Annotated in this window: 26 protein-coding genes and 1 pseudogene; 15 read left to right on the plus strand and 12 right to left on the minus strand. The window is 61.0% G+C overall.

Annotation, left to right across the window (positions count from 1 at the left end; translation table 11 throughout):
* Positions 1–6 precede the first annotated feature (6 nt).
* Both J2046_RS19135 and J2046_RS19140 read right to left on the minus strand, forming a co-directional pair.
* Positions 7–1008 (minus strand): ABC transporter substrate-binding protein, encoded by a 1002-nt coding sequence (locus J2046_RS19135; RefSeq protein WP_210054575.1) that lies wholly within the window; start codon positions 1006–1008, stop codon positions 7–9.
* Positions 1009–1053: 45 nt separating this feature from the next.
* On the minus strand, positions 1054–2136 hold the full coding sequence (locus J2046_RS19140) for a 4-oxalomesaconate tautomerase (RefSeq protein WP_210054577.1): 1083 nt from the start codon (positions 2134–2136) through the stop codon (positions 1054–1056).
* Positions 2137–2250: 114 nt separating this feature from the next.
* Here J2046_RS19140 and J2046_RS19145 point away from each other — a divergent pair, with 114 nt between their 5' ends.
* Together J2046_RS19145 and J2046_RS19150 are read left to right on the plus strand one after the other, a co-directional pair.
* Complete coding sequence (locus J2046_RS19145; RefSeq protein WP_210054579.1) at positions 2251–3147, plus strand: LysR family transcriptional regulator; 897 nt, start codon at positions 2251–2253, stop codon at positions 3145–3147.
* Positions 3148–3323: 176 nt separating this feature from the next.
* Positions 3324–3464 (plus strand): hypothetical protein, encoded by a 141-nt coding sequence (locus J2046_RS19150; RefSeq protein ID WP_210054581.1) that lies wholly within the window; start codon positions 3324–3326, stop codon positions 3462–3464.
* 196 nt (positions 3465–3660) lie between these two features.
* On the opposite strand, the gene J2046_RS19155 is transcribed toward J2046_RS19150, so the two are convergent.
* From J2046_RS19155 to J2046_RS19200, 10 genes are all read right to left on the minus strand, one after another.
* Positions 3661–3951 (minus strand): type II toxin-antitoxin system RelE/ParE family toxin, encoded by a 291-nt coding sequence (locus tag J2046_RS19155; protein WP_210054583.1) that lies wholly within the window; start codon positions 3949–3951, stop codon positions 3661–3663.
* Positions 3948–4193, minus strand: a complete 246-nt coding sequence (locus tag J2046_RS19160) for a CopG family ribbon-helix-helix protein (protein ID WP_210054584.1) — start codon at positions 4191–4193, stop codon at positions 3948–3950. The genes J2046_RS19155 and J2046_RS19160 overlap by 4 nt, the downstream gene beginning before the upstream one ends.
* A 181-nt stretch (positions 4194–4374) precedes the next feature.
* Positions 4375–5385 (minus strand): alcohol dehydrogenase catalytic domain-containing protein, encoded by a 1011-nt coding sequence (locus J2046_RS19165; protein ID WP_210054586.1) that lies wholly within the window; start codon positions 5383–5385, stop codon positions 4375–4377.
* Entirely contained in the window at positions 5382–6452 is a 1071-nt protein-coding gene (locus tag J2046_RS19170) for a branched-chain amino acid ABC transporter permease (RefSeq protein ID WP_210054589.1), read from the minus strand. Before J2046_RS19170 ends, J2046_RS19165 begins: the two co-directional genes overlap by 4 nt.
* A 4-nt stretch (positions 6453–6456) precedes the next feature.
* The gene (locus tag J2046_RS19175; RefSeq protein WP_210054591.1) at positions 6457–7314 is read right to left on the minus strand and encodes a branched-chain amino acid ABC transporter permease; all 858 of its coding nucleotides are present in this window, start codon (positions 7312–7314) and stop codon (positions 6457–6459) included.
* Positions 7301–8035, minus strand: coding sequence for an ABC transporter ATP-binding protein (locus tag J2046_RS19180; RefSeq protein WP_210054593.1), 735 nt, complete (start codon positions 8033–8035; stop codon positions 7301–7303). Before J2046_RS19180 ends, J2046_RS19175 begins: the two co-directional genes overlap by 14 nt.
* A complete protein-coding gene (locus tag J2046_RS19185; protein ID WP_210054595.1) occupies positions 8032–8757 on the minus strand; it encodes an ABC transporter ATP-binding protein in 726 nt (241 codons plus the stop codon). The genes J2046_RS19180 and J2046_RS19185 overlap by 4 nt, the downstream gene beginning before the upstream one ends.
* 76 nt (positions 8758–8833) lie before the next feature.
* Positions 8834–10129, minus strand: a complete 1296-nt coding sequence (locus J2046_RS19190; RefSeq protein ID WP_210054597.1) for an ABC transporter substrate-binding protein — start codon at positions 10127–10129, stop codon at positions 8834–8836.
* A gap of 66 nt (positions 10130–10195) precedes the next feature.
* A complete protein-coding gene (locus J2046_RS19195) occupies positions 10196–11029 on the minus strand; it encodes an SDR family NAD(P)-dependent oxidoreductase (protein WP_210054599.1) in 834 nt (277 codons plus the stop codon).
* Between the two features lie 29 nt (positions 11030–11058).
* Positions 11059–11574, minus strand: coding sequence for a 2,4'-dihydroxyacetophenone dioxygenase family protein (locus J2046_RS19200; protein ID WP_210054601.1), 516 nt, complete (start codon positions 11572–11574; stop codon positions 11059–11061).
* A gap of 285 nt (positions 11575–11859) precedes the next feature.
* Here J2046_RS19200 and J2046_RS19205 point away from each other — a divergent pair, with 285 nt between their 5' ends.
* The 13 genes and pseudogenes from J2046_RS19205 (at position 11860) to J2046_RS19265 (ending at position 25092) form a co-directional block, all read left to right on the plus strand.
* Positions 11860–13479: a XylR N-terminal domain-containing protein gene (locus J2046_RS19205; protein ID WP_210054603.1), complete on the plus strand. Its 1620-nt coding sequence runs from the start codon at positions 11860–11862 to the stop codon at positions 13477–13479.
* A gap of 646 nt (positions 13480–14125) precedes the next feature.
* Entirely contained in the window at positions 14126–14818 is a 693-nt protein-coding gene (locus J2046_RS19210; RefSeq protein WP_210054605.1) for a GntR family transcriptional regulator, read from the plus strand.
* Positions 14815–15678, plus strand: a complete 864-nt coding sequence (locus J2046_RS19215) for an isocitrate lyase/PEP mutase family protein (RefSeq protein ID WP_210054606.1) — start codon at positions 14815–14817, stop codon at positions 15676–15678. Before J2046_RS19210 ends, J2046_RS19215 begins: the two co-directional genes overlap by 4 nt.
* A complete protein-coding gene (locus J2046_RS19220; RefSeq protein ID WP_210054608.1) occupies positions 15675–16400 on the plus strand; it encodes an SDR family NAD(P)-dependent oxidoreductase in 726 nt (241 codons plus the stop codon). Before J2046_RS19215 ends, J2046_RS19220 begins: the two co-directional genes overlap by 4 nt.
* On the plus strand, positions 16397–16900 hold the full coding sequence (locus tag J2046_RS19225; RefSeq protein WP_210054610.1) for a TRAP transporter small permease: 504 nt from the start codon (positions 16397–16399) through the stop codon (positions 16898–16900). Before J2046_RS19220 ends, J2046_RS19225 begins: the two co-directional genes overlap by 4 nt.
* Entirely contained in the window at positions 16897–18174 is a 1278-nt protein-coding gene (locus tag J2046_RS19230; RefSeq protein WP_210054612.1) for a TRAP transporter large permease, read from the plus strand. The genes J2046_RS19225 and J2046_RS19230 overlap by 4 nt, the downstream gene beginning before the upstream one ends.
* A gap of 47 nt (positions 18175–18221) precedes the next feature.
* Positions 18222–19238 carry a DctP family TRAP transporter solute-binding subunit gene (locus J2046_RS19235; RefSeq protein ID WP_210054614.1) on the plus strand — a complete coding sequence of 339 codons (1017 nt, stop codon included), beginning with the start codon at positions 18222–18224 and terminating at the stop codon, positions 19236–19238.
* Positions 19239–19297: 59 nt separating this feature from the next.
* Complete coding sequence (locus J2046_RS19240; RefSeq protein WP_210054616.1) at positions 19298–20719, plus strand: FAD-binding oxidoreductase; 1422 nt, start codon at positions 19298–19300, stop codon at positions 20717–20719.
* A 22-nt stretch (positions 20720–20741) separates the two neighbouring features.
* Positions 20742–21551: an HpcH/HpaI aldolase family protein gene (locus tag J2046_RS19245; protein WP_210054618.1), complete on the plus strand. Its 810-nt coding sequence runs from the start codon at positions 20742–20744 to the stop codon at positions 21549–21551.
* Between the two features lie 40 nt (positions 21552–21591).
* A pseudogene (locus J2046_RS19250) lies at positions 21592–21939 on the plus strand (sugar phosphate isomerase/epimerase family protein); the annotation flags it as partial.
* A gap of 229 nt (positions 21940–22168) precedes the next feature.
* On the plus strand, positions 22169–23065 hold the full coding sequence (locus J2046_RS19255; protein ID WP_210054620.1) for a DMT family transporter: 897 nt from the start codon (positions 22169–22171) through the stop codon (positions 23063–23065).
* Between the two features lie 96 nt (positions 23066–23161).
* A complete protein-coding gene (otnK, locus tag J2046_RS19260) occupies positions 23162–24448 on the plus strand; it encodes a 3-oxo-tetronate kinase (RefSeq protein WP_233470096.1) in 1287 nt (428 codons plus the stop codon).
* Complete coding sequence (locus J2046_RS19265; RefSeq protein ID WP_210054622.1) at positions 24445–25092, plus strand: class II aldolase/adducin family protein; 648 nt, start codon at positions 24445–24447, stop codon at positions 25090–25092. Before otnK ends, J2046_RS19265 begins: the two co-directional genes overlap by 4 nt.
* The last annotated feature ends 3 nt before the right edge of the window (positions 25093–25095 follow it).

Raw genomic sequence — 25095 nt, forward strand, 5'->3', positions numbered from 1 at the left:
CTCCTGTCAGTTGGCGGCGACGTTCGGGACCTTGCCAACGAACTCGTTTGTGTAGGTTTTTGTAAGGTCGATTTCGGCCGCGGCGACTTTTTCGTTGAAGCTCTTCAGGACGGCGAGCGGAGTCTTGATATCTTCCTCGTTGATGCGCCCGTCCTTCGAAAAGATCGCCTTCGCATTCTCGACCGCCTTGATGTAGGTATCACGATCGCCGGAGATGAACTCCTTCGGCAGCTTTTCGACGATCTCTTCGGCGGAGTGGATATTCATCCACTCGAGCGCCTTGACCGTAGCATTTGTGACCTTCTGGATGGTCTCCGGATTGTCCTCGATATAGCTCTGTGTGGCATAAAGGACAGAGGTCGGATAAATCCCGTCATAGATCGCTTTGGCACCTTCGTCGCTGCGCCCGTCGATCAGGATCTTGCCGACGCCCTTGGCCTCGATGAAGGTTGCTGCGGGGTCGTAGTTGACGAGAAGGTCGACCTTGCCCTGTTCGAGGGCAGCGACAGCGGCAGACCCGGAGCCGACGCCGATCAGCGAAACGTCGTTTGCGGACAGGCCGTTGCGCTGCAGGTAATAGCGAACGAAGAAATCGGAGGACGAGCCTGGCGAGGTGATGCCGATTTTTGCGCCCTTGATCGTTTCCGGTTTTGTCGGGTCGAACTTGCTGTTCTTGCCGCCGGCCAGGACGAGCCCGGAATTGCGGGCAAGCTGCACAAACGCCACGACGGCCTTCTTCTGCGACTGCATCTGGATCGTATGGTCGTAGAAGCCGACGGCGATATCCGTCGAGCCGGCCACAAGCGCCTGAAGTGTCTTTGAGCCGCCCGATGCGAAGTTCTCGACGGTTACCTCCAGGCCTTCCTTTTCATAAAGGCCGAGGCCCTGTGCGACCGGAAAAGGAAGATTGTTGAGGTTGTAAGAGCCGACACTGATGCGGACCGGATCCGCGAATGCGGAACCGGCAAAAGCGACGGTTGCCGCGAGGGCGAGCATGAATTTGCGCATGATATTCTCCTCCTGTCGGTGGCGCCCTCCTGGCGGCCACGATGATTATGCCGCACAACCCAGTTGTGTGACAGGTTTTGCGAAGACTTGTCCGTCGAACAGTCGTCTGGCTGTCCGAAGAATCCCGGCAACGACTTTGCCGTCCCTTTCATAAAGCTTGACGTCCAAGTGGCCGCTCGGGTGTTCAATCGAGAGCACCAGCGGCGGTTTCTGCGTGCCGATCAGAAACGAGGCAACGGTGCCTTCCTTGATACAGGCGGTAGCGATCCCCACGGCCCCCGTGGTTGCCAGCGAGGGGTGACATTGATGCGGCATGAAATAGCGCACGTTGATGCCCCCTCCGGAATTCGGCCTTGATATGAGGACGGGTTTCGGCGTCACCTGGTTGCGCACGTCGCCGAGGCCCATCCGTTCGCCGGCTGCGATGCGCAGCATTTCCAGCCGTCCCAGCAATTCCTTATCGGCGTTGAGTTCAGCCGTTGTCTCGAAGCCGCTTGCACCGATCGAGTCTGCCTCGATCAACATCATCGGCATTGCACAGTCGATGCAGGTGACCTCCACGCCATCGATCAAGTCGATTGGCTTTCCGGTGGGAAAGAGCTGTCCGGTCCGGGCCCCGGCTGCGTCTATGAAGGTCAATGCGATCGGTGCTGCACGGCCGGGCACGCCGTCAATTGCAGCTTCACCGAGATAGGAGACGCTGCCGTTTGGAGTGGGAACTTCTGCATCGATCAGCTTGCTGGTGTTGACGTTATGGATCCGGACGAGGGTCGTTTCTCCACGAACCGGAACAAGTCCGGCTTCGATGGCGAACGGGCCTACCGCAGCCAGCATGTTGCCGCAATTCGGCGAGGTATCGACGATCTGTTGATCGACGCGCACCTGCGCAAAGAGATAATCGACATCGGCGCCAGGAATACTCGATGGCCCGACGATGGCCACCTTGCTCGTGACGGGGTTGCCACCACCAATGCCGTCGATCTGCAGCGGATGACCCGAACCCATCACAGAGAGCAGGATTTGGTCGCGCTCGTGGGTATCGGCGGGAAGGTCGCGAGCCAGGAAGAACGGCCCCTTTGAGGTGCCGCCTCTCATCAGTACGCAAGGGATCGCGAGCAGATCGTTCATCGCTTGTGCTTCCGTTGAAATTATGTCATCGCCGTATCAATCAGCGCCATTTGATCCAATTATCGGAAGAGGCGTTTATTTGTGAAATGCTAAGAATCGGGAGATTGATGCAAAATGAGCATTAATTGTGAGATCCTCGATCTTCGAGCCTTCATGAGCGTCGTGGAGTTGGAGAGTTTTCATCGCGCGGCCGACGCCCTGCATCTGTCACAACCCGCATTGAGCCGCCGCATTCAAAAACTGGAGCAGGTTATCGGAGCGCCCCTCCTGGAACGGACAACGAGGCATGTGTCCGCGACGGCTCTCGGTACGGAACTCGTGCCGCTCGTCCGACGCATGCTGGAGGAGTTCGATGGCTCTCTCTTTGCTGTCCGTGACGTTGGACCCAATCGAAGCGGATTGGTGACGATCGCATGCCTCCCGACCGCGGCATTCTATTTCCTGCCGACCGTCATCCGACAGTTCAATGAGGAGTATCCGAACATCCGCTTTCGTATCCTCGACCTGCCGGCGACCGACGGTCTTCAAGCCGTGGCGCGCGGGGAGGTGGAGTTCGGCATAAACCTCATGGGCACGTCAGATCCGGACCTGACGTTTGAGCGGCTTGTGGAAGACCCTTTCGTGCTGGCAGCGCGCAGGGACCATCCCCTCGCCGCCAAGCCCACGGTCGGGTGGGCGGACCTGGAACCCTATCATCTGATCACGGTTCATCGATCAAGTGGCAACAGAACGCTGCTCGACGCGGCACTGGCAAAATCGAACATCAAGCTTCGCTGGTTCTACGAAGTAACCCATCTGTCCACCTCCCTCGGGTTGGTCGAGGCAGGCCTCGGGATTTCGGTGCTGCCGCAGATGGCAACCCCGCGAGAAGATCATCCGTTTCTGATCACCCGCCCAATCAGTAATCCGGAGATATCACGCACGATCGGCGTGGTTCGCCGCCGCGGCGGCACCTTGTCGCCGGCGGCGGAGCGGTTTCTCAAGATGCTGATAGATGTCTGGGGAAGTTGAGAGTTTGGTCCAGCAAGGTGGCTTGCGCCGACGAAGAACTCGACCGTGTCTGGCCCGGATTCCTAGTGATAAACCATGCTTCAGCGTGCTCCGAAAAGCGAGAAGCTCTCTATCCAATTCGGTAGGCAGGGGGTGAGGCGCGGTGAAGCTCCGATTGCTGGCTCGCCCGAAAGCTCTTGGCCGAAGAAGTCGCTGCCTGGCATGCGCAGGGTCTCCGCCTCGATGAAGCCTGTGCCTTGCCGGGGCTGTTCCCTGATGTGATGCGGGAGAATCCGACGCGCGCCGTTTATACCAAGGGGGTTGCCGCGCCCTATTGAAGAAATGGCCGCGGGCCAGTCCCTAACCCAACCCAAATTGAGCATTCCACTTGAGGCTACGCCGATGTTCGCTACGAGGAAATTTGAGCCGGGGGCTTTTTCAATAACAGGTCGTTGATTCTGATCCCTTCAACTGCAGGAACGGGCTTTCGCATTTTGCTCGGCCGCTGCTGGGATGCGCACTGGACACAGTCACTTACAGCCTCGTGGGCCATTTCTGAGAAGCGTGCATCACGGTAATGATTTCAACGTCCTGACGAACCCTATACGGTATGATGTAGGGAATGTCGGACAGTACAAGTTCGCGCGTGCCTGCGATGCGACCGATGCGTCCCGCTGTCGGCAGATCTACCAGCCTATCGACTGACGCTACGAGACGGGCAATAACCCGGGCTGCGGCATCCGGGTTGTCATGTTCGATATATGCACCGATTTCGTCCAGCCGCCGCAACGCCCGAACGGTCCAACGGATGCGCCTCGGCTTCATGCCAGAGAAGTCGTCTTGACGTATTTGCTGACCACGCGTGCTACGTCGTCGTCACTGGCAAAATCACCGCGGTCTGCCTCGACAATTCCGGCCTCGATCTCTGCTAGCTGCCATTCTTCACGTGCTACAAAATCCTCAATGGCCTGCGCAGCCATATAGGAGCGGGAACGGTCGAGCTTCTGAGCGAGTTGGTTTAGGCGCTCGGCAACGTCGTCCGGGACGCGAATTGTGAATGCTGTCATGAATAGCCCCTTTCTAGTTCACCTTGAATGTAGTCGAACCACTTTGGTTCATCAAGGTTCATGCTTGATCAATCGAACGCCCGCATTCCCGATTTCTTTGTGCTGGACCCACGAAAAGCCGATGGCGCGCAACGCTGATGACTGCTGCTTGGCCCTCATGGCAGCGTTTCGCTGGATAGATCTACTCAGCAAAAGGATCAACGAGCACTTTGCATTGCGTTGTACGCTTGCGCAGAGCCTCGAACGTTGCCGGCATATCCTTCAGGCCGACGAGATCCGAAATCAGATTTTGTGGCGCGAAGCGGCCGGAATCCAGCGCGTCGATCGAGTTTGCAAATTCGTGCATGTTGAAGAAGACCGACATGATGATCGTGACTTCCTTGGAGATCGCCCGGAAAGAGTCCATGTGATCGGGTGCAGTGCAAAGTCCGAGCACCACGACCTTGCCGCGCGGGCGAACCAGCGAGATGCAGTGATCGATCATGCCCGGTCGCCCCACGCATTCGAACACGATGTCCGGCAGCCCGTCGCAGGCTGTCGCAACCTTGCCTGCGACCTCCTCGTCCGAGACAACGAATCCCGTTGCGCCGAGAGCCATCGTGCGCTCCGCCTGCAAATCCGTCAGGTCCGCCAGCACGACCTTGCGCGCACCCTGCCGCCGCGCCCAGAAAGCAACGGCAAGCCCGATGGCGCCGGCGCCGACGATCAGGACCGTGTCCCCGGGCTTCATCGCCGATTGGGTCACGCCGTGCAGTCCAACCGCCAGCGGTTCCGCCAGCGCGCCATCGGCGGCAGAAATCCCCCATGGCAATCGCCGGCACTGATGCGCCTCGACTGCGGCATATTGGGCGTAGCCGCCACCGATCAACGTCATTTTCTCGCACCACGCAGGTTCGCCACGCAGGCAGGATGCGCAGGTTCCGCATCCGCGGATCGGGGCGACGCTCACCTGATCGCCGACCTTCAGCCCACCGGCATCGCCGCCGACTTCGACGATCTCGCCGGAAAATTCGTGGCCGAGCACGTCGCCCTTGCGAACGCCGAACACTTCCTCTGCGGTCATGTGCAGATCGCTGCCGCAAATTCCGCATCGGCAGATCTTGAGAAGAAGCTGCCCGCGCTGAGGTTTCGGGTCATCGACATCGCCGATGACGAGCGGTTTGCCGATCGTGTCGAAAAGCGCTGCTTTCATTGCGGCCTCCCGGTCGCGGTCTGTGACGGCATGATCAGTTTGCGACCGACGGGGAAAAGCGGAATGTGGATGCGGCTTACGATCAGGCCCCAGATGCCCTGCCGGGCGTAAAGAGCGGTCAACAATGTCATCAGGCCGAGCACGACCATGTAGACCGCGCCATATTGCGCGAAGAAGCGGTCCGCGACGAAATAGATGAGCGCGCCGACAAGCACGCCTTCGATGGTGCCGATGCCGCCGACCATGACGATGAAGATGCAGATATTCGCCCAGCTCGGATTGAAGCCCGCCGCGGGCGTGATGCGCAGCTGCGCCATGTAGTAGATCGACCCGGCAAGCCCGGTTCCCATGGCGGCGGCGACGAAGATCAGGAAGCGCAGCCGCTTGACGTTGACTCCTTGGCTTTCGGCGGCGACAGGATTGTCGCGCATGGCGGTCAGCGCCAGGCCATGCCGCGAGCGCAATAGCCAATAGCTGCCGCCGACGGTCGCCAGAAGCATGGAGGCGCAGAGCCAGATGATCCCGACTTCCCGCTCATGAAGGGAATACTGGCTCATGACGCGAAGGGTCATGCCCGAGCCGGCGTTGACATAATCGATGTTCAACACGATGAGCTTGACCGCTTCCGCCACGACCCAGGTGCCGATGGCGAAATAAGGGCCGTCGAGCCGGTGCAGCAGAGCGTAGGTCGGAAGTGCCAACAGGCCGGGGACAAGAACGCTGAGCCAGACGGCCAGAAACGGATTGATCCCGAAATTGGACGTCAGCACGAACATCGTGTAGCCGGCAACGCCGACAAAGGCCTGCTGGCCGACGGAGACGAGACCCGCATAGCCGGCGAGCAGGTTCCACATCTGGGCGATCGCCAGATAGACCGAGAATTCCACCACCCAGCGAATATGGCCGGATTGTCCCCACCAGGGCATCGTCACCATGGCGACAAGGAGGACGATGCAGGCCGCCGCCGCGATCCGGCTGGAACCGGTATGGCGGATCACGGTGACATCATGGGCGGGTGGCGCGAGTGTGCCGGCATTTGCCAGGAGGGCTGTGTTCGCCGTGGTCATGGATTCAACCTTTGCTCATCAGGCCTTGCGGGCGGGTGGCAAGGACGGTCAGGAAAACGAGATGGCCGGCGAGGGTCCCGAAGCCCGGATCGATGCGGAAGCCGATAGCCTGTGCGATGCCGAGCACCATCGATCCGACAAAGCCGCCCCAGATCGACCCCATGCCGCCGATGATGACGGCCTCGAAGGCGTAGATCAGCTGGGCCGGCCCGTCGGCAGGCGAGACGGTGGCGCGGAGCGCGAAGAAGACGCCTGACAGGCCGAGAATGCCCACCGCGATGGCGGTGGCATAGGCATAGACGACCCGAGGATTGACGCCCGTCATTGCCGCAGCCTCCGTATCTGCGGCGGCAGCGCGCAGCGCGCGGCCGAAACGGGTGCGGCGCATGGTGAGGTCGAGGCCGCCGGTCAGCAGCGTTGCCGCGATCAGGATCAGGACAGGCAGCAGGCCAATATAGATTCCGCCGACATTGACAGAGGCCGCTTCGATGCCGCCACCGCTCATCGAGCGGGTATCGGCCGACCAGATTTCCAGCATCAGGTTCTGAAGCGCGATCGACAGGCCGAAGGTGGCGATCAGCGAGGGTAGCGAGTCTGCGCCGACCACCTTGTTCAGCACGAATTTCTGCAGGCCCCAGCCGATCAGCGCCGCCAGCGGCACCAGGACCAGGACCAGGGGCAGCGGTCCGAGCCCGACAGCGACCGACAGCGTTATGCCGATCAGCGCAAGCAGTACGACGAGGTCGCCGTGGGCGATATTGACGATCCGCATCACGCCGAACATCAGCGCCATGCCGAGCGCATATTGCGCATACATGCCGCCGAGCAGAACACCCTGGATCAATGCGTCAAGCCACTTCATGACCGGCTCCGAAATAAGCTTGCGCGATATCCGCGCGGGTCACCTCAGACGACGTGCTTTCAAGGGTGATATGGCCCTCGAGCATGCAGTAGAGGCGGTTGGAGGCGCGCTGGGCGAGCATGACGTCCTGCTCCACCAACACGATCGAAGTGCCTGTGCGGGCGATTTCCGGCAGGACCTCGTAGATTTCCCGGATCACTTTCGGCGCAAGGCCGAGCGAGATTTCGTCGCAAAGCAGGAGCCGCGGCTGGGCGAGAAGCGCGCGGCCGATCGCCACCATCTGCTGCTGCCCCCCGGAGAGCTTCTCCACCTGAGCGTTGCGCTTTTCCTGAAGGATTGGAAAGAGCCTGTATATGCGCTCAAGCGTCCAGGTCTTGTCGCCGGTCTTGCGGGCATGATCGATGGCGACCTTGAGATTGTCTTCCACCGACATGCCGGCAAAGAGCCGCCGTCCTTCCGGCACCATGGCGACGCCGAGCTGAACCATGTGATGCGGCGGGTTGCCGCCGACCGGCTGATCCTCGAAGAGGACCATGTCGCGCCCGACGGGCAGCAGACCCATGAGCGCGCGCAGGAATGTCGACTTGCCGGCGCCATTAGCTCCGATCAGGGCGACGACCTCGCCGGCGGCAATGCGGAAATCGACGGAAAACAAGGCCTGGAAGTCGCCGTAGCGGGCGCTGAGGCTCCTTGTCGCAAGAAGATGTGGCGTGGGCGTCATGCCTCGATCCCCATGTAAACGCGCTGGACATCCGGATTGGAGATCACCTCCCTTGGAGGCCCGTCGGCGATCTTCTCGCCGAAGTTCAGGACGAGAAGCCGGTCGGCCACCGCCATGATCGCGTTGAGAACGTGCTCGATCCAGATGATCGTGATGTTGCGCTGCCGGATCTGCCGGACGAGTTCGACCAGTTGGCGGGCTTCCTCTTCCGTGAGCCCGCCGGCAATTTCATCGAGCAGGAGCAGCGTCGGGTTGCTTGCCAGCGCGCGCGCCAGCTCAAGCCGCTTTCTGTCGAGAAGCGTGAGAGAGCCGGCCGCGAGATTGGCCTTGGCCGAAAGTCCGCATTCAGCAAGGATCGTCGCGCAGAAGGCGTTCGCCTGCTTTTCGCTGAGCGACGCACCGAACATAGCGGCGACCATCAGGTTTTCAAACGTCGTCATGCCCGCATAGGGCTTCGGGATCTGATAGGTGCGGCCGATGCCGCGGCGACAGCGCTTGTGCGGCGGCTCGGAGCGCAGCGCCTCGCCGTTAAAGGTGAACGCGCCGGCATCCAGCGTGGCATCGCCACTGATCATGTTGAACAGCGTCGTCTTGCCGGCGCCGTTTGGTCCCAATATGCCAAGGATTTCCCCGGCATGGACCTCGATATCCACGCCCTGCAGGACCCTCAACGCACCATAGGACTTGGATATCCCGGTGCCCGATAGAATGATCTGCCCCATCGCATGCTCTTCTTATTTAGCGAAAACTGCACTCCCGGACGAACCGAAACCGGTCGTCCGGGAGCGTTTTAGTGCATTACGACCACTTGATCGGCTGCAGCTTGGCTTCCGGCTGGATGAGCTTGCTGACAGAGTTGTCGACGATCTTGAGATCGTACATCCACTTGTCGCTCTTCATCCATTGGCCGCCGAAGATCGGCGTCTTGCAGATGTTGGCATGCGGGCCGGTGCCGAACTTGATCGGGCCGACAAGCGTGTTGAGGTCGGTCGCCTTCAGGGCATCGCGCACGGAGGTGCGATCCATGGGATCCTTCGCGCGCTTCAGGGTGTCGATGGCAACTTCCCAGAGCGCGTGGGCATAGCCCAGCGGCTGGATCCATTGCTTCTTCATCTTGGCTTCCCAAGCGTTGGCCACATCGCGGCTGACTTCGCCGGTCAGCGACGACTTGAACGGGAAGGCCGGTGTCCACCAGACTTCCGAGCTCATGCCTTCGCCGAGCGGTCCCATGGCCTCGACGCCGGAGGGGAAGAGCAGGGCGGCAGCAACGGTCACGACCGTCGGATTGAACTTCTGTTGGCTGCACTGGGTGATGAAGGTCTTCAGGTCCGACACATAGGTGATGCCGCCGACGATATCGCAGCCGCCGCTCTTGTATTCAGAAATCTGCGCGGAGAAATCGTTCGTGCGCGGTTGGAACATGCTCGGCACGATCGTCTTGAAGCCGGCCTTCTCGACCGCAGGCGGCAGGCCGTAGTCGCGGTTGCCCCAGGTCTCGCCGTCCGCGTTGCGCGGAAAAAGCATGCCAACATTCTTGTTCGTCTCGACCGACTGCCAGAGACCGACGAAGGTTGCGAGCGCGTCCTCCAGGCCCCAGAAGAAGTGATAGGTCCAGTCGAAAGGCTTCTTGTCGCCGCCACGCGGCATGACGAAGGCCTGCCAGGGGGCAGCGGACGAGATGCTGGGCACGCCGTTCAGCTCGGCCTGATCGGCTGCCGAGTTGATGACATCGGTGGTCGAGGCCGGGATCAGAAGCTGGACGTTGTCGTTCAGGATCAGTTCGCCTGCGAGTTCGGCCGACTTGTTGGGATCCGACTGGGCGTCGCGCACCAGGATCTCGACCTCATAGGTCTTGCCGTTGTTCTGGATGCCGTTTGCCAGCAGCCCCTTGATGATGTCAACCGTGTAGCCGTCGGACTCGCCGAAGGGCGAAAGCGGGCCTGTCAGCGGGCTGATGAACCCCACTTTGATCGTGCCGCCGGATGCCCGGACCAGTCCAGGCATGGCGAGCGTCGCGGCAGCCGCCCCCATGGTTTTCAATGCGGTGCGACGCGATAGTCGCATCCGATTGATGCCTTCCAATAATGTTTTCATGCTCTCCTCCCGTTGTTGGAAAATCGGCGACGGATCATCTCCTCCATGCCCGCCGCCTCCGATGAATCAGTCGCCGGGGCGCAGATGCAGCCCCCCGTCGATCACCATCTGTGCACCCGTCACGTAGGACGAGGCGGGCGAGGCGAGATAGAGCGCCAGCCCCTTGATTTCGGATGTTTCAGCCACGCGATGCAGGACCGACCATTTCTCGAAGGCAGCGCGGTCGGCGACGTTGCGCAACCGTCCTCCGGCGATATTGGTAATGAATGGCCCCGGCGCGATGGCATTGACGAGAATGTTGTAGCGGCCGAGTTCCATCGCCGCCTGGCGAACCAGATGCGCCACACCCGCCTTGGCCGGCATGTAGGGCGTGCCGACAATGCCGTCATTGTAGAGCGCGGCGCAGGACGATGTCGCGATGATCCGCCCGCCGCCCGTCTGCTTCATGTAATGCGCCGAAAGCTTGATCGTGTTGAAGACGCTCGTCAGGTTGGTGGCGATCACCTTGTCCCAATGCTCGTCCTCGAGATTGTCGATCTCGCCATGCGGATTGCGCTCGCCCTCGGGGGTCAGGAAACCCGGCCCCGCATCAATGCCGGCATTGGCAAAGACGATATCGATGCTGCCGTGTTCGGCGAAGACCTTGGCAAAGGCTTCCGCCATGTTCGTTCGGTCGGTGACATCGACGATCTGGCCCCAGACATTGCCGCCCCAGATGTTACCGTCGGCCCGACGCAGTTCCTCAATCGTGCTGTCGAGTTCGGCGCGGTTGATGTCGAACAGGCACACTTTGGCGCCGTTCTCCGCCAGAACCTCCGCATAAGCGCGGCCAAGCCCGCTGGCCGCGCCTGTGACGATGGCCGACTTTCCGGCCACATTGAACATTTCCTGCAATGACATGCGAGCAATCCGTATCTGGATGAAAGGTTTCAGATGAACATTTCGTGGTTGATCGGAATGCCCTTTTCCTCGCAGTAGCTCGTGTAGTGATTGATGAACCAGAAGACGTCGGCGGTGAAGTCGTACTGGCCCTTGTCGTCGTAGAATTCGATCGGACCATTGATCCAGAAAATGGCCTTCACCCCGTTCGGATCGTCGGAATAGAGCGTGTGGTCCGTGCCGGGCAGTTCGTAGATGAAGTCGCCCGGACGTGCGACCCAGCTGTATTCGTAATAGGCGAACGAGCCTTCCAGCGTCAGTGCCGAGACGACGCCGCGATGGCGATGGGTGCCGATCCTGCCGCCGCCCTTGACCCAGAGGATGTTGGCCACCGAGTTGGTGCGCACATCGAAACAGAAATGCTTGATCGCGGCGCTGTCGCCGAAGGGGACCCAGGGATTTTTGTCATCGTCACCCGGAATATGGGCGCCCTCACGGGCATATTTCAGGATCGTCTGGTGATGCGGTTCTTCCGGAAGTTTGACGATCTGCGCCAGCTTGTTCATGGAAAATCTCCTCCCGATTTTTCCTGTTTCAGCAAGTGGAAGCAGTCTGGGTTTCGCGTTTGAAGAGGGTCAACGGGATAATTTCTGAAAACTACTAGAACCCCGACATGTCACGATAAGTAACTGACTTGATAACATGAAAATCGTCATTGCAGTGCGGTAACGGCAGGCGCGCTTATCCATCTTGAAGTTTTCAGTGAATGAAATGATGATATCGGTTTATCATTTCATCAATTTGGCGCCGGGGCAGAATACATCGCGGCCTGGCGTGAACGGGAGGTCATGATGAAGATCAACAGCGGTCAGGAGGCGCTTCTCGACCGGGGCGGGCGACCGACCTTGCGCGAATTGCTTGCGCACCTCGTCTTCAGTCCCGTCAATGGCGTCTTGCGTCTCGGCGACACCCGGATGGTCCTGCAGAGAACGAGCTTTCTCAGCCATCTGCGCGAGGAGATCGTGCGCAATTACGGGCGCGAGGATGCATTTGTCCTTCTGATGCGGCTGGGTTTCCAGGCCGGCGTGGAGGACTCCCGTTTTGTCCAGGCGTCCTGGCCCAATCTCGATCCGGGCGATGCCTTTACCGCCGGCACGAGGCTGCACACCGTCAGCGGCGTTACCCGCGTGGAAACGATCCACAACGATTTCGACTTCAAGAAGGGCAAGTTTTCGGGGGAGTTCCTCTGGCACGAAAGCGCAGAAGCTTCCGAGCACCGCAAACATTATGGCGACGCTACTGAGCCGGTTTGTTGGTCGCTAGTTGGCTATGCATCCGGCTACGCCACCCACTCGCTCGGAAAACTGATCGTCTACAAGGAGATCGAATGTAAGGCGATGGGACACAAACATTGCCGTGTGGTGGGAAAGCCAGCGGAGGTTTGGAGCGAGGACGATCCCACGGTGCAACTGTTTCGCCGACAGATCATGCCGCGTTATCTCAGTGAGGAAATCCGCGCGCGGCCGCCGCAGGCCAGTCCGCGGCCGATACCCAAGGATGCGGCCGCGCGGCTTGAAGCCATCGTCGTGGAACCCGTGCGCGTGCAGCTTGAGCGAATTGCCACATCGAGCCTCCCGGCCCTTATCAGCGGCCCCGTCGGCAGCGGCAAGTCGATTGCTGCCAGCTACCTCGCAAAGCTTGCGGCTCCAGGAACCAAGTCGCTGGACTTCGTGCCTGGACATGGATTGACACGGGAGAAACTGCTTGCCTTGCTCGCGCCATCGACAAGCCGGTCCGGTATGCGGAAGGTGGTTGTGGTGCAGAATCCGGAGGTGCTGGATGCGGGTGTTCAGGCATTGCTGGAGAACCATCTGAGAACCGCTCCTGATATGTCACGTCATGCCCCGCTGTTGATCATGTTGACTGAATCGTCGCCTGCAGCCTTCAGTGCCGACAGTCGCCTGCGTCCAGCGCTTCGATGCATCCTGATGACAGCTCAGATCGTGATGCAGCCGCTGTCACTGCGCCGCAGCGATATTCCGGAAATTGCGCGCAGTATTGCCGAGAATATTGCCTTGAGAATGCATGTGCCCTTCCGAGAGTTAAGCCCGGGAGCAACACGCCTTCTTTCGGACTTGCCATTACGAGAGAACCTGGTTTGCCTTGAGTCAATCTTGACCAAAGCGATGCTGGAGGCGTCACCGCTGCAGCAAATCGAGGCAGCTTCGATTGAAAAAGCATGGACCGAACTCCGCGTGGATACGACAACCCCGGACATTACCGAACCTCTCAAGGTCGCCGCCCTCTTGGCCCTCGATGCGGAAGGATTTGGAATCGAACGGTTGAATGAGATGCTTTATGCACTTGCCATGGAACGCGCCGCAGGAAATGTCGCTCGGGCTGCGCAGTTGCTTGGCCTGACGAGACCGCAACTTGCCTACAGACTACATGCAACGAAGGGCCCAATATGAGGACCTATGCGCTACCAAAATGGCTAGTCGACTTCGAATCCCGATGACGATCCCGCTTTCTCCTTGATCGGACGCCTTGAAGGTGAACGCCACAGGGACTGCTTTGTAAATTATGGTCGCAGATCCCGCCGATTTCTACCTCTACAATGCGGCGCGGAGCGGCAATGTGTCAGCGAGTCCACTCTTATCAAATGCGAGGCTTCAGCACCTCTGCGTGCCATGTCGGACCTTGAGCCGTGTCGGAAAGGCATCGCAAAACTTAAGGCGAGGCAGTCGTAGCCGGCCTGGATCCGGCGCTTCATGCTCAGGCTATTTTCGTCCAGAGGTTCATTGCCTCTGAACGCAGCTCGCGGTGATGGCGGGAGCAGATGTCGTGGCGAGGGATTTGGAGCAGGTTGCCGATCGAATCACAATGGTGAGGAAGCGTCGCAAATGTCGCTGTGATTTGAAGCAGCTCGATTCAAGCAGGCTCCGACTGCCGCATGTCCCTTGAGCTTGTGGTGCTCCCCGGCGGGCCGGTCCACTGAAACAAAAGCGAAATCGTAAGAAGGTGCCTCTCTGCCCTCGAAACAGCACACCAAACCCCAAGTCTCTTGACTGCCATGTTACATGTTACATATAAGGGCCGCATATTGGGAGGAGATGCATGCGAGACTCGGATAGGTTGCGTTTGGAGCACCCGAAGGCGCTGACGTCGATGGTGACGGAGCGCCTGCGGCAGGCCATCATCGACGGTGACTTCCAGCTCGGCGAGAGCATGTCCGAAGACCAGTTGTCGGCGGTGTTCGGGGTGAGTCGGAGCCCTGTCCGGGAGGCGCTCAAAGCTCTGGAGTTTGAGGGCCTGGTGGAGGTTCGCCCCAAGAGAGGAAGCTTCATCTTCGCGCCCTCCATCGAGGACGTGGAAGAGCTCTGCGAGTTCCGGTTGATCGCGGAAACGCAGGCGGCGATTCTGTCCATGCGTCGAGCGCCGGATGCCTTTACCGGAGCTCTCGACAAGGCGACCGGCGCCATGCGCAATGCGCTTGAAGCCGGCGACGATCGTGGCTACGGGCGCGCAGATACGGCCTTTCACAAGAACTTCTTCACCTTTTGCGGCAACCGTCTGGTGCAGGACGCCTATCAACTCGCGGAAGGGCGGATCGCGACCATCCGTACAATCCTGACGGCTCCGAACAAGGAGCAGCGCGAGCTGAGCTTTTCCGAGCATTGCATGATTGCGGACGCGCTGCGCGAGCGAAATTGGGACCGTTTCCAGGAATTGATGAGCGAACATGTTGGCCGCACGATGCGGGGCGTGCGCTCCATCCTTTCCCCGCCGTCGGCAGGAGGTTCGCGATGAACAAAAATGCCCTGACGCTGCGCACCCTCCTCTCGTCGGGCGAGATCGTCGCGGCACCCGGAGCTCCGGACTGCTTCACGGCTCGTCTCGTCGCAAGGGCAGGGTTCCCGGCCGTCTACATGACGGGCTTCGGCGCCACGGCCATGCGGCTCGGTCAGCCAGATATCGGCCTCCTGACCCTGAGCGAGATGGCGGAGCACGCTCGGAACATGGTGCGGGCAGTCGATATTCCGGTGATCGCCGATGCAGATACGGGATATGGCGGGATATCGAACATCAAGCGCACGGTCGAGGAATATACGCAGGCGCGCGTGGCGGCACTGCATCTGGAGGACCAGGTTGCCCCCAAGCGCTGCGGCCAGCTCGCGGGGATCAAGCTGATCGATCCCATCGAAGCATCCCTTCGCCTGAAGGCGGCAGTCGAGGCGAAGGGCAAGGACCCGCTGTTGATGATCGGCCGCACTGACGCCCTGCCTGCGCTGGGCGCCGCTGAAGCGATCGATCGCGCGAAACGCTATCAGGACGCCGGTGTCGATCTGGTTTTCGTAGATGGCATCAAGACGATCGCGGAGGTCGAGGCGGTCGCACGCGGTCTGGAAGGACCGAAGGTCGTCTCGATCGTCGACGGCAACGAGACCACCGGACTGAGTCGCGAGGACCTTCAGGCCATGGGATTTTCCATGGTTTTCTATGCGGTAACTACCCTGTTTGCTGCCGCCCGGGCTGCGGCGGATGCGCTGACACACCTGAAGGCAGCCGGCACACCGGCCGGCGGTCCCGCATCGATGAGCTATGCCGATTTCTCCGGCGTGGTCGGGCTGGCCGATCATCAGGCGCTTGGTGACAGGTTCGGATCATGAGCGAGGCGAGCGTCATCATCACGGGCGCGGCGCGCGGGATCGGTCTTGCCATCGCACGGGACGTTGTGAAGCGCGGTCAACGGGCGGTCCTTCTGGATCGTGACAACCCCTTACTGGATACCGCGCTGGAATCTCTTGGCCCGCTCGCGCGCGGCCTGGTCGTGGACATGTCCGAGGCGGACGCGGTCGGTCTGGCGATCAATGAGCTGACCGGTGAGTGGGCGCCGACGCACCTGGTCAACAACGCTGGAATTCTCGGGCGAAAGATGTCCTTCCACGAGATGGACCCGGATGAGATCGACCGGGTACTGGCTGTCAATCTGCGGAGCGTGCTGCTCGCCACCTCCGCATTTCTGCGGGCACGGCGTCCTTTGCAGTCTGCCGCGATCGTCAACATGACATCGATCGCGGGTGTCAACGGCGGGGCGCCGGGGCTGTCGGTCTATGGCGCTACCAAGGGTGCCATTCTTGCGCTGACCCGCGCCATGGCCCGGGATCTTGCGCCGGAGATCCGTGTCAACGCGATAGCCCCCGGCATCATCGCGACAGACATGCAGAAGGGAGTCTTTGCCTCGGAGGCGGCTCTGCAGGAAGTGGTGACAGCAATCCCGCAGAAAAGGCTCGGTTCCCCGGATGACGTCGCCGAGGCGGCCGGCTGGCTGCTCTTCGGCGCGCACTACACCACGGGCGAGATGATCCGGGTCGCGGGAGGACGGATATGAAACAGGCTGTGGATGTGATGTTCAGGGCACTGGACTGGCTGCTGGTTCTGCTTCTGGCCGGCATGACGATCATGGTGTTCGGCAATGTCGTGCTGCGCTACGGCTTCAGGTCGGGTATCGACATTTCGGAAGAGATGTCGCGGTTCTTCTTCGTCTGGCTGATCTTTCTCGGATCGATCTCTGCGATGCGACGCAACCTCCATATGGGCTTTGATCTTCTTGTCATCTCGGTCGGGCCCCGAACACGACGCAGCCTTCTTGCGATCGCCAACGCGCTGGTCCTCGGCTGCTGCGTTCTGATCCTCGTCGGCACGATCATGCAGTGGAAGGTGAACTCCACGAATATTGCACCCGTCAGCGGGTTGCCTATGACCTGGCTGTTCGGCGTTGCACTGCCGATGAGTCTTTTCGTGGGCATCATGGCCGCTTTCCGCTTCGTCGGCTATATCACCGGCCGGCTCGAGAATGTGCCGCAGGCCAATGCGGAGCTTCACGAATGACACTCGTCATCTTCCTCTTCACGCTGGCCGCAACCCTTGCCACCGGCGTACCGGTCGCCTTCGCACTGATCATCTGCGCGGTCACCATGGGCCTCGCGCTCGACATGTTCGATCCGCAGATCATCACCCAGCGGCTGGTCGTCGGTGCCAACAGCTTTGCGCTGCTTGCCATTCCGTTTTTCCTTGTAGCCGGCGAACTCATGAATGCGGGCGGCATGTCGAAGCGGATCATCGCCTTTGCCATGGCCTTTGTCGGACACCTGCGCGGCGGCCTTGGCGTGGTGGCGATCTTCGCGTCCATCATTCTCGCCTCCCTTTCGGGCTCGGCCGCCGCCGATACGGCGGCGCTGATCGCCATCCTACTGCCGATGAGGCGCGCAGCCGGCCATGACGAGGCGCGCGCTGTGGGCCTCATGGCATCGGGCGGTATCATCGCCCCCATCATTCCACCCTCGATCGCCTATATCATCCTCGGCGTCGCGACCAATCTGTCGATCAGCCAGCTGTTCATGGCAGGCATCGTTCCCGGCGTGATGATGGGTCTCGGCGCCCTGATCGCTTGGATCGTCGTTGCCCGTCGTGACAACGTCGCGCCACTGCCGCGGCAGAGCTGGTCGCAACGTGTCCGCGTCACCTACGAGGCGCTCTGGTCGCTCGGGCTGCCTGTCATCATCCTCGGCGGCATTCGCTTCGGGGTTGTCACCCCAACCGAGGCGGCCGTGGTGGCGGCCGTCTACGCCCTCTTCGTCGGGCTCTTCATCTATCGGGAACTGAAGATCAGTCAGCTGTTCGAGGCCTTCCGCAATGCGGCGATGACCACGGCCGTTGTCATGCTGCTCGCCGCCGCGGCCCTTGCAACCTCCTGGTTCATCTCCATCGCGGACCTTTCGGGTATCGTGCTCGATCTGGTGGAGCCGCTCGTCGAGCATCCCAAGCTGCTGATGTTCGTCATCGTGCTGCTGGTGCTGGCCGTGGGCACCGCGCTGGATATGGGCCCCACCATCCTGATCCTCGCACCGGTGTTGTTGCCGGTCGTCACCGCAGCGGGCATAGATCCCATCTATTTCGGCGTGCTCTTCGTCATCAACAACGCGATCGGGCTCGTAACCCCGCCCGTCGGCATTGTTCTATCCGTGGCATCGGGCGTTTCTCAGGTCCCGATGCACCGCGTCATAGTCGGAGCCCTTCCGTTCCTGTGCGCCCAGATTTTCGTGATGTTCCTGCTCGTGATGTTTCCCGAGCTGGTTCTGACGCCAATGGCGTGGTTGCGCTGACAGCCACGACCAACCAACCTGTCGTTTCAATGGGAGGAAATGCTGAAATGAAACGCTCTGCCAATCTTATCGCCGCGTCCGTGCTGGCGATTGCAACCGTCCTGTCGGCGATGCCCGCCAGTGCCAAATATAACGCACGGACCTTCAAGGTGTCGAATGGCGCAGCCGAAGATCACCCCGTGTCGGCGGGCGTCAAGGGCATGTCGGCCTGTATGGAGAAGGCATCGGACGGAAAGATGAAGCTTCGCGGCTTCTACAATGGCCAATTGGGAGATGATGCCGAAGCGACCCAGTCGGTGCGATCCGGTTCGATCGAGATGGTTGTGACCGGAGCCGCCGCCATCGGCGGTATCGAACCGGCCATGAGCGCTTTCGAACTGCCGTTCCTGTTTGCCAATGACGCAGAAGTCGACGCAATCATGACCGGCCCTTACTTCGACTATGTCGCGGCGAAAATGCCGGCACATGGCCTCGTACTCCTCTCGATCTGGGAAAACGGGTTCCGCAACTCGACAAATTCCAAGCATCCGATCAAGGCCGTCGCCGATTTCCAAGGCCTGAATTTCAGGGTGATGCAGAACAACATCTTCCTCGACACCTTCCGCCGGCTAGGGGCCAATCCCGTGCCGATGGCTTTCGGGGAGGTTTTCACGGCCCTGGAGACCAAGGCCGTGGACGGCCAGGAAAATCCGTTGCCGCTGATCGAGGCGAGCCGCTTCTACGAGGTCCAGAAATACCTGACGCTGACCCGCCATGCCTATTCACCGACGCCCGTACTGATTTCCAAGATGGTGTGGGACAAGTTGAACGCCGATGAACAGGCCCTGCTTGAAAAATGCGCGCAGGAAGGCCGCGTGGCCCAGATCGCACGCTCCCGTGAAGCGGTGAACGAAGCGCTCGAAAAGCTGAGGTCGGCAGGCATGGAAGTGTCGGAGCTGCCGGCGAACGAGATGACGAAGCTGCGCGAGATCGTGGCACCTGTCTACGAAGCCGCATTGCCCACCATCGGCGAGGAAAACTACAACAAGATGACGACGGAGCTCAAGGTCATTCGCGGTCACTGATCCACTCAAGGCGCCGCCGCTTTGATGCGGCGGCGCCTCCACCCAACCAGGTAAATCGAATGGCCGAGCTTTCGCCCCAACAGACCGCATGCCTCGCCGCTCTTGCGGCACATTTTTCCCCAGCAACCTGCCTTGCTGGCGAAGACGTTCCGATCCGCAACGAGGCGGATACCAGCTTTCTGCCGAGAACGAGGCCGATCGCGCTGGTGCGGCCCGATACCCCCCAAGGCGTGGCCGACGCCGTGCGAATCTGCGCAGCTCATGGCGTGGCAATCGTCCCCCAGGGAGGATTGACCGGGCTCGCGGGTGGGGCTCATCCCGTACCTGGCGCAGTTGCAATCTCGGTGGAGCGGCTGAGCGGCATCGAGGAGATCGATGCAGCGGCGGCGACCATGACGGTCAGGGCCGGGACGCCCCTTGAGGTGATACAACAATCCGCGCTTGACGCTGGTTTTTTTGTCCCCCTCGACCTTGGAGCACGCGGCAGCTGCCTTATCGGCGGCAATCTCGCGACGAATGCCGGGGGAAACCGGGTTATCCGCTACGGCATGACGCGGGACATGGTGCTGGGGCTGGAATATGTGCTTGCCGACGGAACCCTCGTCACCGGCCTTAACAAGATGATCAAGAACAATGCCGGCTACGACCTGAAGCAGCTCTTCATCGGCTCCGAGGGCACCTTGGGCATCATAACTAGGGTGGTTCTGCGCCTCCAGCCGCGTCCGGGTTGCACGCTGGCCGCGCTTTGCGGCGTCGGTAGCTATGACGATGTCGTCTCCCTTCTGGGGGCCGCGCGGCGTGGCCTCGGCCCGCTTCTCTCCGCTTTTGAGGTGATGTGGCCGGATTACTGGAAGGAAGCTACCGAAACGGTCACCGGGGTGCGCAAGCCCATTGAGGGTCAGCACGCCTTCTATGTGCTGATCGAGGCCCAAGGCCTCTCGGAGGATATTGACGGCCCGCGGTTCATGGGGTGGTTGGAAAACCAGTTTGAAGCGGGCCTTATCGAGGACGCAGCGATCGCGCAGAGCATGGCGGATGTTGCAATGTTCTGGCGCACGCGCGACGCCGCCGGCGAATTCCAGACCATTCTCGGGCCGCATGTCGCCTTCGACATCGGCCTGCCCGTCTCACGGATGGACGCCTTCGCCCGGACCTGCCGTCAGCGGCTGGCGGATGCCATTCCCGACATACTGTCGGTCTATTACGGACATATCGGCGACGGCAATATCCATATCGTGGCGCTACAACGGGGAGCCTCTCCGCAGCCGGCCGCACAGATCTCCCGCGTCGTCTACGAGACCGTCCGGGAATTCGACGGAACAATATCGGCCGAACACGGCATCGGGACGGTGAAGAAACCCTATCTCGGCTATACTCGTTCGCCCGAGGAAATGGCGCTGATGGCCCGCATCAAGGCGGCCCTCGATCCCAAAGGCATCCTCAATCCCGGCAAGGTCTTCGATCTTCCATCCGCGCCATAACCCGTCCGACAAGGAGGCTCCTGTGAATAGAATAAAGCAACGTCTGCTTTCCGGCGAATTCGTCACGGCCGCATGGGCCGAGATGGGCTCTCCCGACAATGCGGAAGCCATGGTCCGAAACGGATGGTCGGTCATCCTCATCGACGGCGAACATGGCATAGGTGACCTGGAACAATGGGTCGCCGTTGCGCGCGCAGTGGAGGCCGCTGGTGGCCAGGTTATCCTGCGCGTCCCCAATGCAGAGCAATGGATGCTCAATCGCGCGCTCGACCGTGGTTTCCAGTCAATCCTGGTTCCGCGCGTCAATTCGGCCGCAGAGGCACGGTCCATTGCCGACTTCTGTCGTTATCCGCCCCATGGCAGCCGCGGTTATGCAGCGCCGATTGTCCGCGCCTCCGGCTTTGGCGCAAGGCAACGCTATGCATTGGAGGAGGCGCATGAAGAACTGTTGCTGATGATCCAGTGCGAACACGTCGATGCCGTCGAGAATATCGGCGAGATCGCAAGCGTACCCGGCATCGACGCGATATTCATCGGTCCAAACGATCTTTCCGGCTCGGCCAATCATCTGGAACGCATGCTGGAGCCCTTGCCCCAGGCCCTGATCAAGAAGGTCGAGGACGAATGCGCTCGGCAGAACAGGATGCTGGCGACGATCGTCGGTGCGGGGCGAAGCTGGGGCGACCTCCGCGCGCTCGGCTATCGTCTCGTGATCGGACCCAATGACGTCTCTCTGATCGTCAACGGCGCACGACAAGCCGCAAGTGAGCGGGACGAGATGCTGGGCATCACGGGCGCACCGGCGGAGGGAGCACCGATCTCGCGCTACTAAGAGAGAGAGAGAGAGAGAGACGCTTGCCGGGAGTGGAAAGATGAAGACGTCGATAGCAACGGTTTCGATCAGCGGAGATCTGCCTGCCAAGCTCTTAGCCATTGCCGGCGCCGGTTTCGATGCGGTGGAGATCTTCGAGAACGACTTTCTCGCCTTTGACGGAAGCCCGCGCGATGTCGGCCGCTTGGTGCGCGATTTCGGGCTGGAGATCAGCCTCTTCCAGCCATTCCGCGGCTTTGAGGGTATGCCGGAGCCGCACCGCACCCGCACCTTTGATCGGGCCTAGCGCAAGTTCGACGTGATGCAGGAACTTGGCACCGATCTCGTTCTGGTCTGCTCCAACGGCTATCCGGTCTCGCTCTCGACCAATCGTCCGCGCTCAGCCGATATTATCGCAAGCCGTCTGCACTGGCGCCACCAGTTGTGCGGAAAGTTCCGACCGTTTTGTCTCCAGTTGATCGAGAACGTCGAGGGCAGCGAGACCTCATACGCCGCCGCACCACGTCCTTGCGTTCCCGGAATCGGGCGGATCGCGTGTTCACGGCGAGATTCCTGTTGACATATGATATATCGTAATCATTTTCTCGCGGCGTCAGATGCAGGGAAGGGCCAACGGCGTGAGAAATGTGTATGTGCTTGCCTTGGTCGCCTATGCGGCTTTTTCCCTCACGGATTCGTCGGTCAAGGCTGCTGGCTCCCATCTATCCGTTTTCGAAACCGCTTTCCTGGTCAACGTCTTCGCGGCGATGACCCTGCTGCTGACGCGCCATCCCGATGAGCAATGGCGGGATTTCTGGCGCATCGATCGCCCCTGGGCGGTGCATGGGCGGGCGGTGTGCGGCCTGGTTGCCAGCCTTTGCGGCGTTTATGCTTTCACCACGATACCGCTTGCCGAAGCCTATGCGCTGGTCTTCCTGGCGCCGCTGTTCGTGACCATCATGTCGGCGCTGGTGTTGAAGGAACAGGTCGGCCCCTGGCGCTGGTCGGCGGTGCTGGTCGGCTTCGTCGGGGTGCTTCTCGTCGTGAAGCCGGGTTACCAGGCCTTCGAATGGGGGCATCTCGCCGCCGTTGGAACGGGAATTGGCACGGGGAGCGCGGTGATCATCCTGCGCGGCCTGGGCGGCAGGGCAAAAACGACCAGCATCCTCGGCATGCTGGTCAGCTATCTGCTCGTCATGAACGCGATCATGATGTGCTTCCTGGGCGTGCGCGTGCCGACCCTGCGGGAGGCCGCGCTTCTCTGCCTTGCAGGCGTCAGCTACGGCCTCGGCCAATGGGCGTTCGTCCTGGCCGCGCGCCACGGAAACGCCAACCAGATGGCGCCGATGCATTATTCGCAACTGGCCTGGGCCGTGCTGTTCGGCGCCGCCATCTTCGGCGAATATCCGGACGCGCTGGCGATCGTCGGCCTCGCGGTGATCGGCGGCGCCGGGCTCTTTACCGTGGTCCGCGAAAGGATCCGGCATGAGCAGGCCCGCAAGACCGAAGCCAACGGGCGCCGGCATTTTTCCTGAAAGATCGAAAAAGGAGACGACGGAATTGCTTTTCTCAATATTTGATATATCATGTATTGAAAAATCGAGCGATAACGCCGGAACTGGGACAGGCACATGACGAAAACGATTTTTGGCGTGCTCGCCGACGATCTGACCGGCGGAATGGAGACCGCGGCGATGCTGGTCGCCGCTGGCCTTGATTGCGCCTTTGTCACCGATCCGGACATGCTGGAGGCGCTCGGCCCCGTCGAAGCGATCGTCGTCGCGCAGAAGACACGCGTGATCGCGCCCGATATTGCGGTGGCGAAGACCGAGCAGGCCGCCCGGGCGCTCGCGGCACGAGGAACGCGGCAACTGTTCTTCAAATACTGCGCCACGTTCGATTCCACTGACAAGGGCAATATCGGCCCTGTCTCAGACATGCTGATGGAGGTTACAGGGGCTTCCTTCACCGGTTTCTGCCCCTCCGCGCCGGGCCTGAAGCGTACCGTCTACAACGGCCACCTGTTTCTCGGCACGGAGCTCGTTTCGGACTCGCCCAAGCGTCGTGATCCGCTGACGCCGATGACCGATCCCGATCTGGTACGGGTGCTGCAGCGACAGACGAAAATGAAGGTCGGGCTGCTGGCTCACCCGGCCGTGAGCGCTGGCGGCAGTGCGCTCGAACAGGCCGTTGCCGATCAGACTCGCCAGGGCGTCCGTTATTTCATCACCGATACGATCTACGACAGCGATCTCGATAGTATCGCGGCATTGACCGGCGACTGGAAGCTGATGACCGGCAATGCCACGATCGTGCAGCACTATCCGGCGATCTGGCGCGCGAAGGGTCTCCTTCCTGCTGTGCCGCACAAGCGTAATTTGCCGGCGGTCGGGGGTAGGGGCGTGGTGCTTTCCGGCAGTTGCGCGGAGCGCACGCTGGAGCAGCTCGCCGACTTCGAGAAAAACCATCCGGTGCTGCGTATCGATCTGACGGCGGTCGAAAGCCGGGCTGCCGCCGGGGAGGTGGCGCTCGGCTGGGCACTGCCGAAGCTCGAAGCCGGTCCGGTCGGCATCTCCACGTCGGCCACGCCGGAAATCGTGGCCTCTGCCCAGGTGCGTTACGGCCGCGACGGTGCCGCCGCCCTGGCGGAGTATATCGTCGGCGACCTCGCGGTCGCGTTACGGGAGGCGGGCGTGCGGCGCTTCGTCGTGGCGGGCGGGGAGACTTCCGGCGCGGTGGTCGACCGGCTCGGCATCCGCAGCCTTCTGGTCGGGCCTTACGGCGGGCCAGGCATCGGAACGGCCGTGACCGAGGGGCCGGACCCCGTCGCGCTGTGCCTCAAGTCCGGCAAGCTCGGGCCTGTCGATCTTTTTACGGCGGCACTCGCCTCGATGCAGAACCCGGAGAAGGCGGCATGAGCGAACTGGAACTTCGGCGATCCCTCCTCGACGTCGTCGCGAAACTGGAAGACAAGGGATTCAACCACGGCAGCAGCGGCAATGTCAGCTGCCGGATCGGTGATGATGTCCTCATCACCCCGACCGGCGGCAACAGAGCCAACATGACCCCGGACAAGCTGGTGCGCCTCGATGCCGAGGGCAAGAACGTCGGCGAGGGCATTCCCTCCAGCGAATGGCACATGCACCTGGCGATCCTGAATGCCTATCCGCATGTCCGGGCGGTGGTCCACACCCATGCCGACTGCTGCGTGGCGCTTTCCTGTCTCGCCAAGCCCATTCCGGCCTTCCATTACATGATCGCGAGCTTCGGCGGAAACGACGTGCCCTGCGCGCCCTATGCGACCTTCGGCACCCGCGCGCTCGCCGACGGCGCGGTTGCGGCGCTCAAGGAGCGCAAGGCCTGCCTGCTCGCTAACCACGGCATGATCGTCGCGGCGGCGAGCCTGCAGCAGGCCTTCGACCTGACCGTCAAGCTCGAAACGCTAGCCCGCCAATACATTCTCGCCCAGCAGGCGGGCGAATCGGCCATCATTCCCGACGACGAGATCGAACGGGTGCTCGAACGCTACAAGGGATACGGCCGCAGCCGGTTGCCGGGCTGAGCC

It is taken from the genome of Neorhizobium petrolearium (assembly GCF_017873175.1).
Lineage (GTDB): Bacteria > Pseudomonadota > Alphaproteobacteria > Rhizobiales > Rhizobiaceae > Neorhizobium > Neorhizobium petrolearium.

What these genes read in the sequence shown, in the direction of transcription:
- J2046_RS19135 (WP_210054575.1), bottom strand. Translation starts at nt 1,008, where the DNA reads ATGCGCAAATTCATGCTCGCCCTCGCGGCAACCGTCGCTTTTGCCGGT.
- J2046_RS19140 (WP_210054577.1), bottom strand. Translation starts at nt 2,136, where the DNA reads ATGAACGATCTGCTCGCGATCCCTTGCGTACTGATGAGAGGCGGCACC.
- J2046_RS19145 (WP_210054579.1), top strand. Translation starts at nt 2,251, where the DNA reads ATGAGCATTAATTGTGAGATCCTCGATCTTCGAGCCTTCATGAGCGTC.
- J2046_RS19155 (WP_210054583.1), bottom strand. Translation starts at nt 3,951, where the DNA reads ATGAAGCCGAGGCGCATCCGTTGGACCGTTCGGGCGTTGCGGCGGCTG.
- J2046_RS19160 (WP_210054584.1), bottom strand. Translation starts at nt 4,193, where the DNA reads ATGACAGCATTCACAATTCGCGTCCCGGACGACGTTGCCGAGCGCCTA.
- J2046_RS19165 (WP_210054586.1), bottom strand. Translation starts at nt 5,385, where the DNA reads ATGAAAGCAGCGCTTTTCGACACGATCGGCAAACCGCTCGTCATCGGC.
- J2046_RS19170 (WP_210054589.1), bottom strand. Translation starts at nt 6,452, where the DNA reads ATGACCACGGCGAACACAGCCCTCCTGGCAAATGCCGGCACACTCGCG.
- J2046_RS19175 (WP_210054591.1), bottom strand. Translation starts at nt 7,314, where the DNA reads ATGAAGTGGCTTGACGCATTGATCCAGGGTGTTCTGCTCGGCGGCATG.
- J2046_RS19180 (WP_210054593.1), bottom strand. Translation starts at nt 8,035, where the DNA reads ATGACGCCCACGCCACATCTTCTTGCGACAAGGAGCCTCAGCGCCCGC.
- J2046_RS19185 (WP_210054595.1), bottom strand. Translation starts at nt 8,757, where the DNA reads ATGGGGCAGATCATTCTATCGGGCACCGGGATATCCAAGTCCTATGGT.
- J2046_RS19190 (WP_210054597.1), bottom strand. Translation starts at nt 10,129, where the DNA reads ATGAAAACATTATTGGAAGGCATCAATCGGATGCGACTATCGCGTCGC.
- J2046_RS19195 (WP_210054599.1), bottom strand. Translation starts at nt 11,029, where the DNA reads ATGTCATTGCAGGAAATGTTCAATGTGGCCGGAAAGTCGGCCATCGTC.
- J2046_RS19200 (WP_210054601.1), bottom strand. Translation starts at nt 11,574, where the DNA reads ATGAACAAGCTGGCGCAGATCGTCAAACTTCCGGAAGAACCGCATCAC.
- J2046_RS19205 (WP_210054603.1), top strand. Translation starts at nt 11,860, where the DNA reads ATGAAGATCAACAGCGGTCAGGAGGCGCTTCTCGACCGGGGCGGGCGA.
- J2046_RS19210 (WP_210054605.1), top strand. Translation starts at nt 14,126, where the DNA reads ATGCGAGACTCGGATAGGTTGCGTTTGGAGCACCCGAAGGCGCTGACG.
- J2046_RS19215 (WP_210054606.1), top strand. Translation starts at nt 14,815, where the DNA reads ATGAACAAAAATGCCCTGACGCTGCGCACCCTCCTCTCGTCGGGCGAG.
- J2046_RS19220 (WP_210054608.1), top strand. Translation starts at nt 15,675, where the DNA reads ATGAGCGAGGCGAGCGTCATCATCACGGGCGCGGCGCGCGGGATCGGT.
- J2046_RS19225 (WP_210054610.1), top strand. Translation starts at nt 16,397, where the DNA reads ATGAAACAGGCTGTGGATGTGATGTTCAGGGCACTGGACTGGCTGCTG.
- J2046_RS19230 (WP_210054612.1), top strand. Translation starts at nt 16,897, where the DNA reads ATGACACTCGTCATCTTCCTCTTCACGCTGGCCGCAACCCTTGCCACC.
- J2046_RS19235 (WP_210054614.1), top strand. Translation starts at nt 18,222, where the DNA reads ATGAAACGCTCTGCCAATCTTATCGCCGCGTCCGTGCTGGCGATTGCA.
- J2046_RS19240 (WP_210054616.1), top strand. Translation starts at nt 19,298, where the DNA reads ATGGCCGAGCTTTCGCCCCAACAGACCGCATGCCTCGCCGCTCTTGCG.
- otnK (WP_233470096.1), top strand. Translation starts at nt 23,162, where the DNA reads ATGACGAAAACGATTTTTGGCGTGCTCGCCGACGATCTGACCGGCGGA.
- J2046_RS19265 (WP_210054622.1), top strand. Translation starts at nt 24,445, where the DNA reads ATGAGCGAACTGGAACTTCGGCGATCCCTCCTCGACGTCGTCGCGAAA.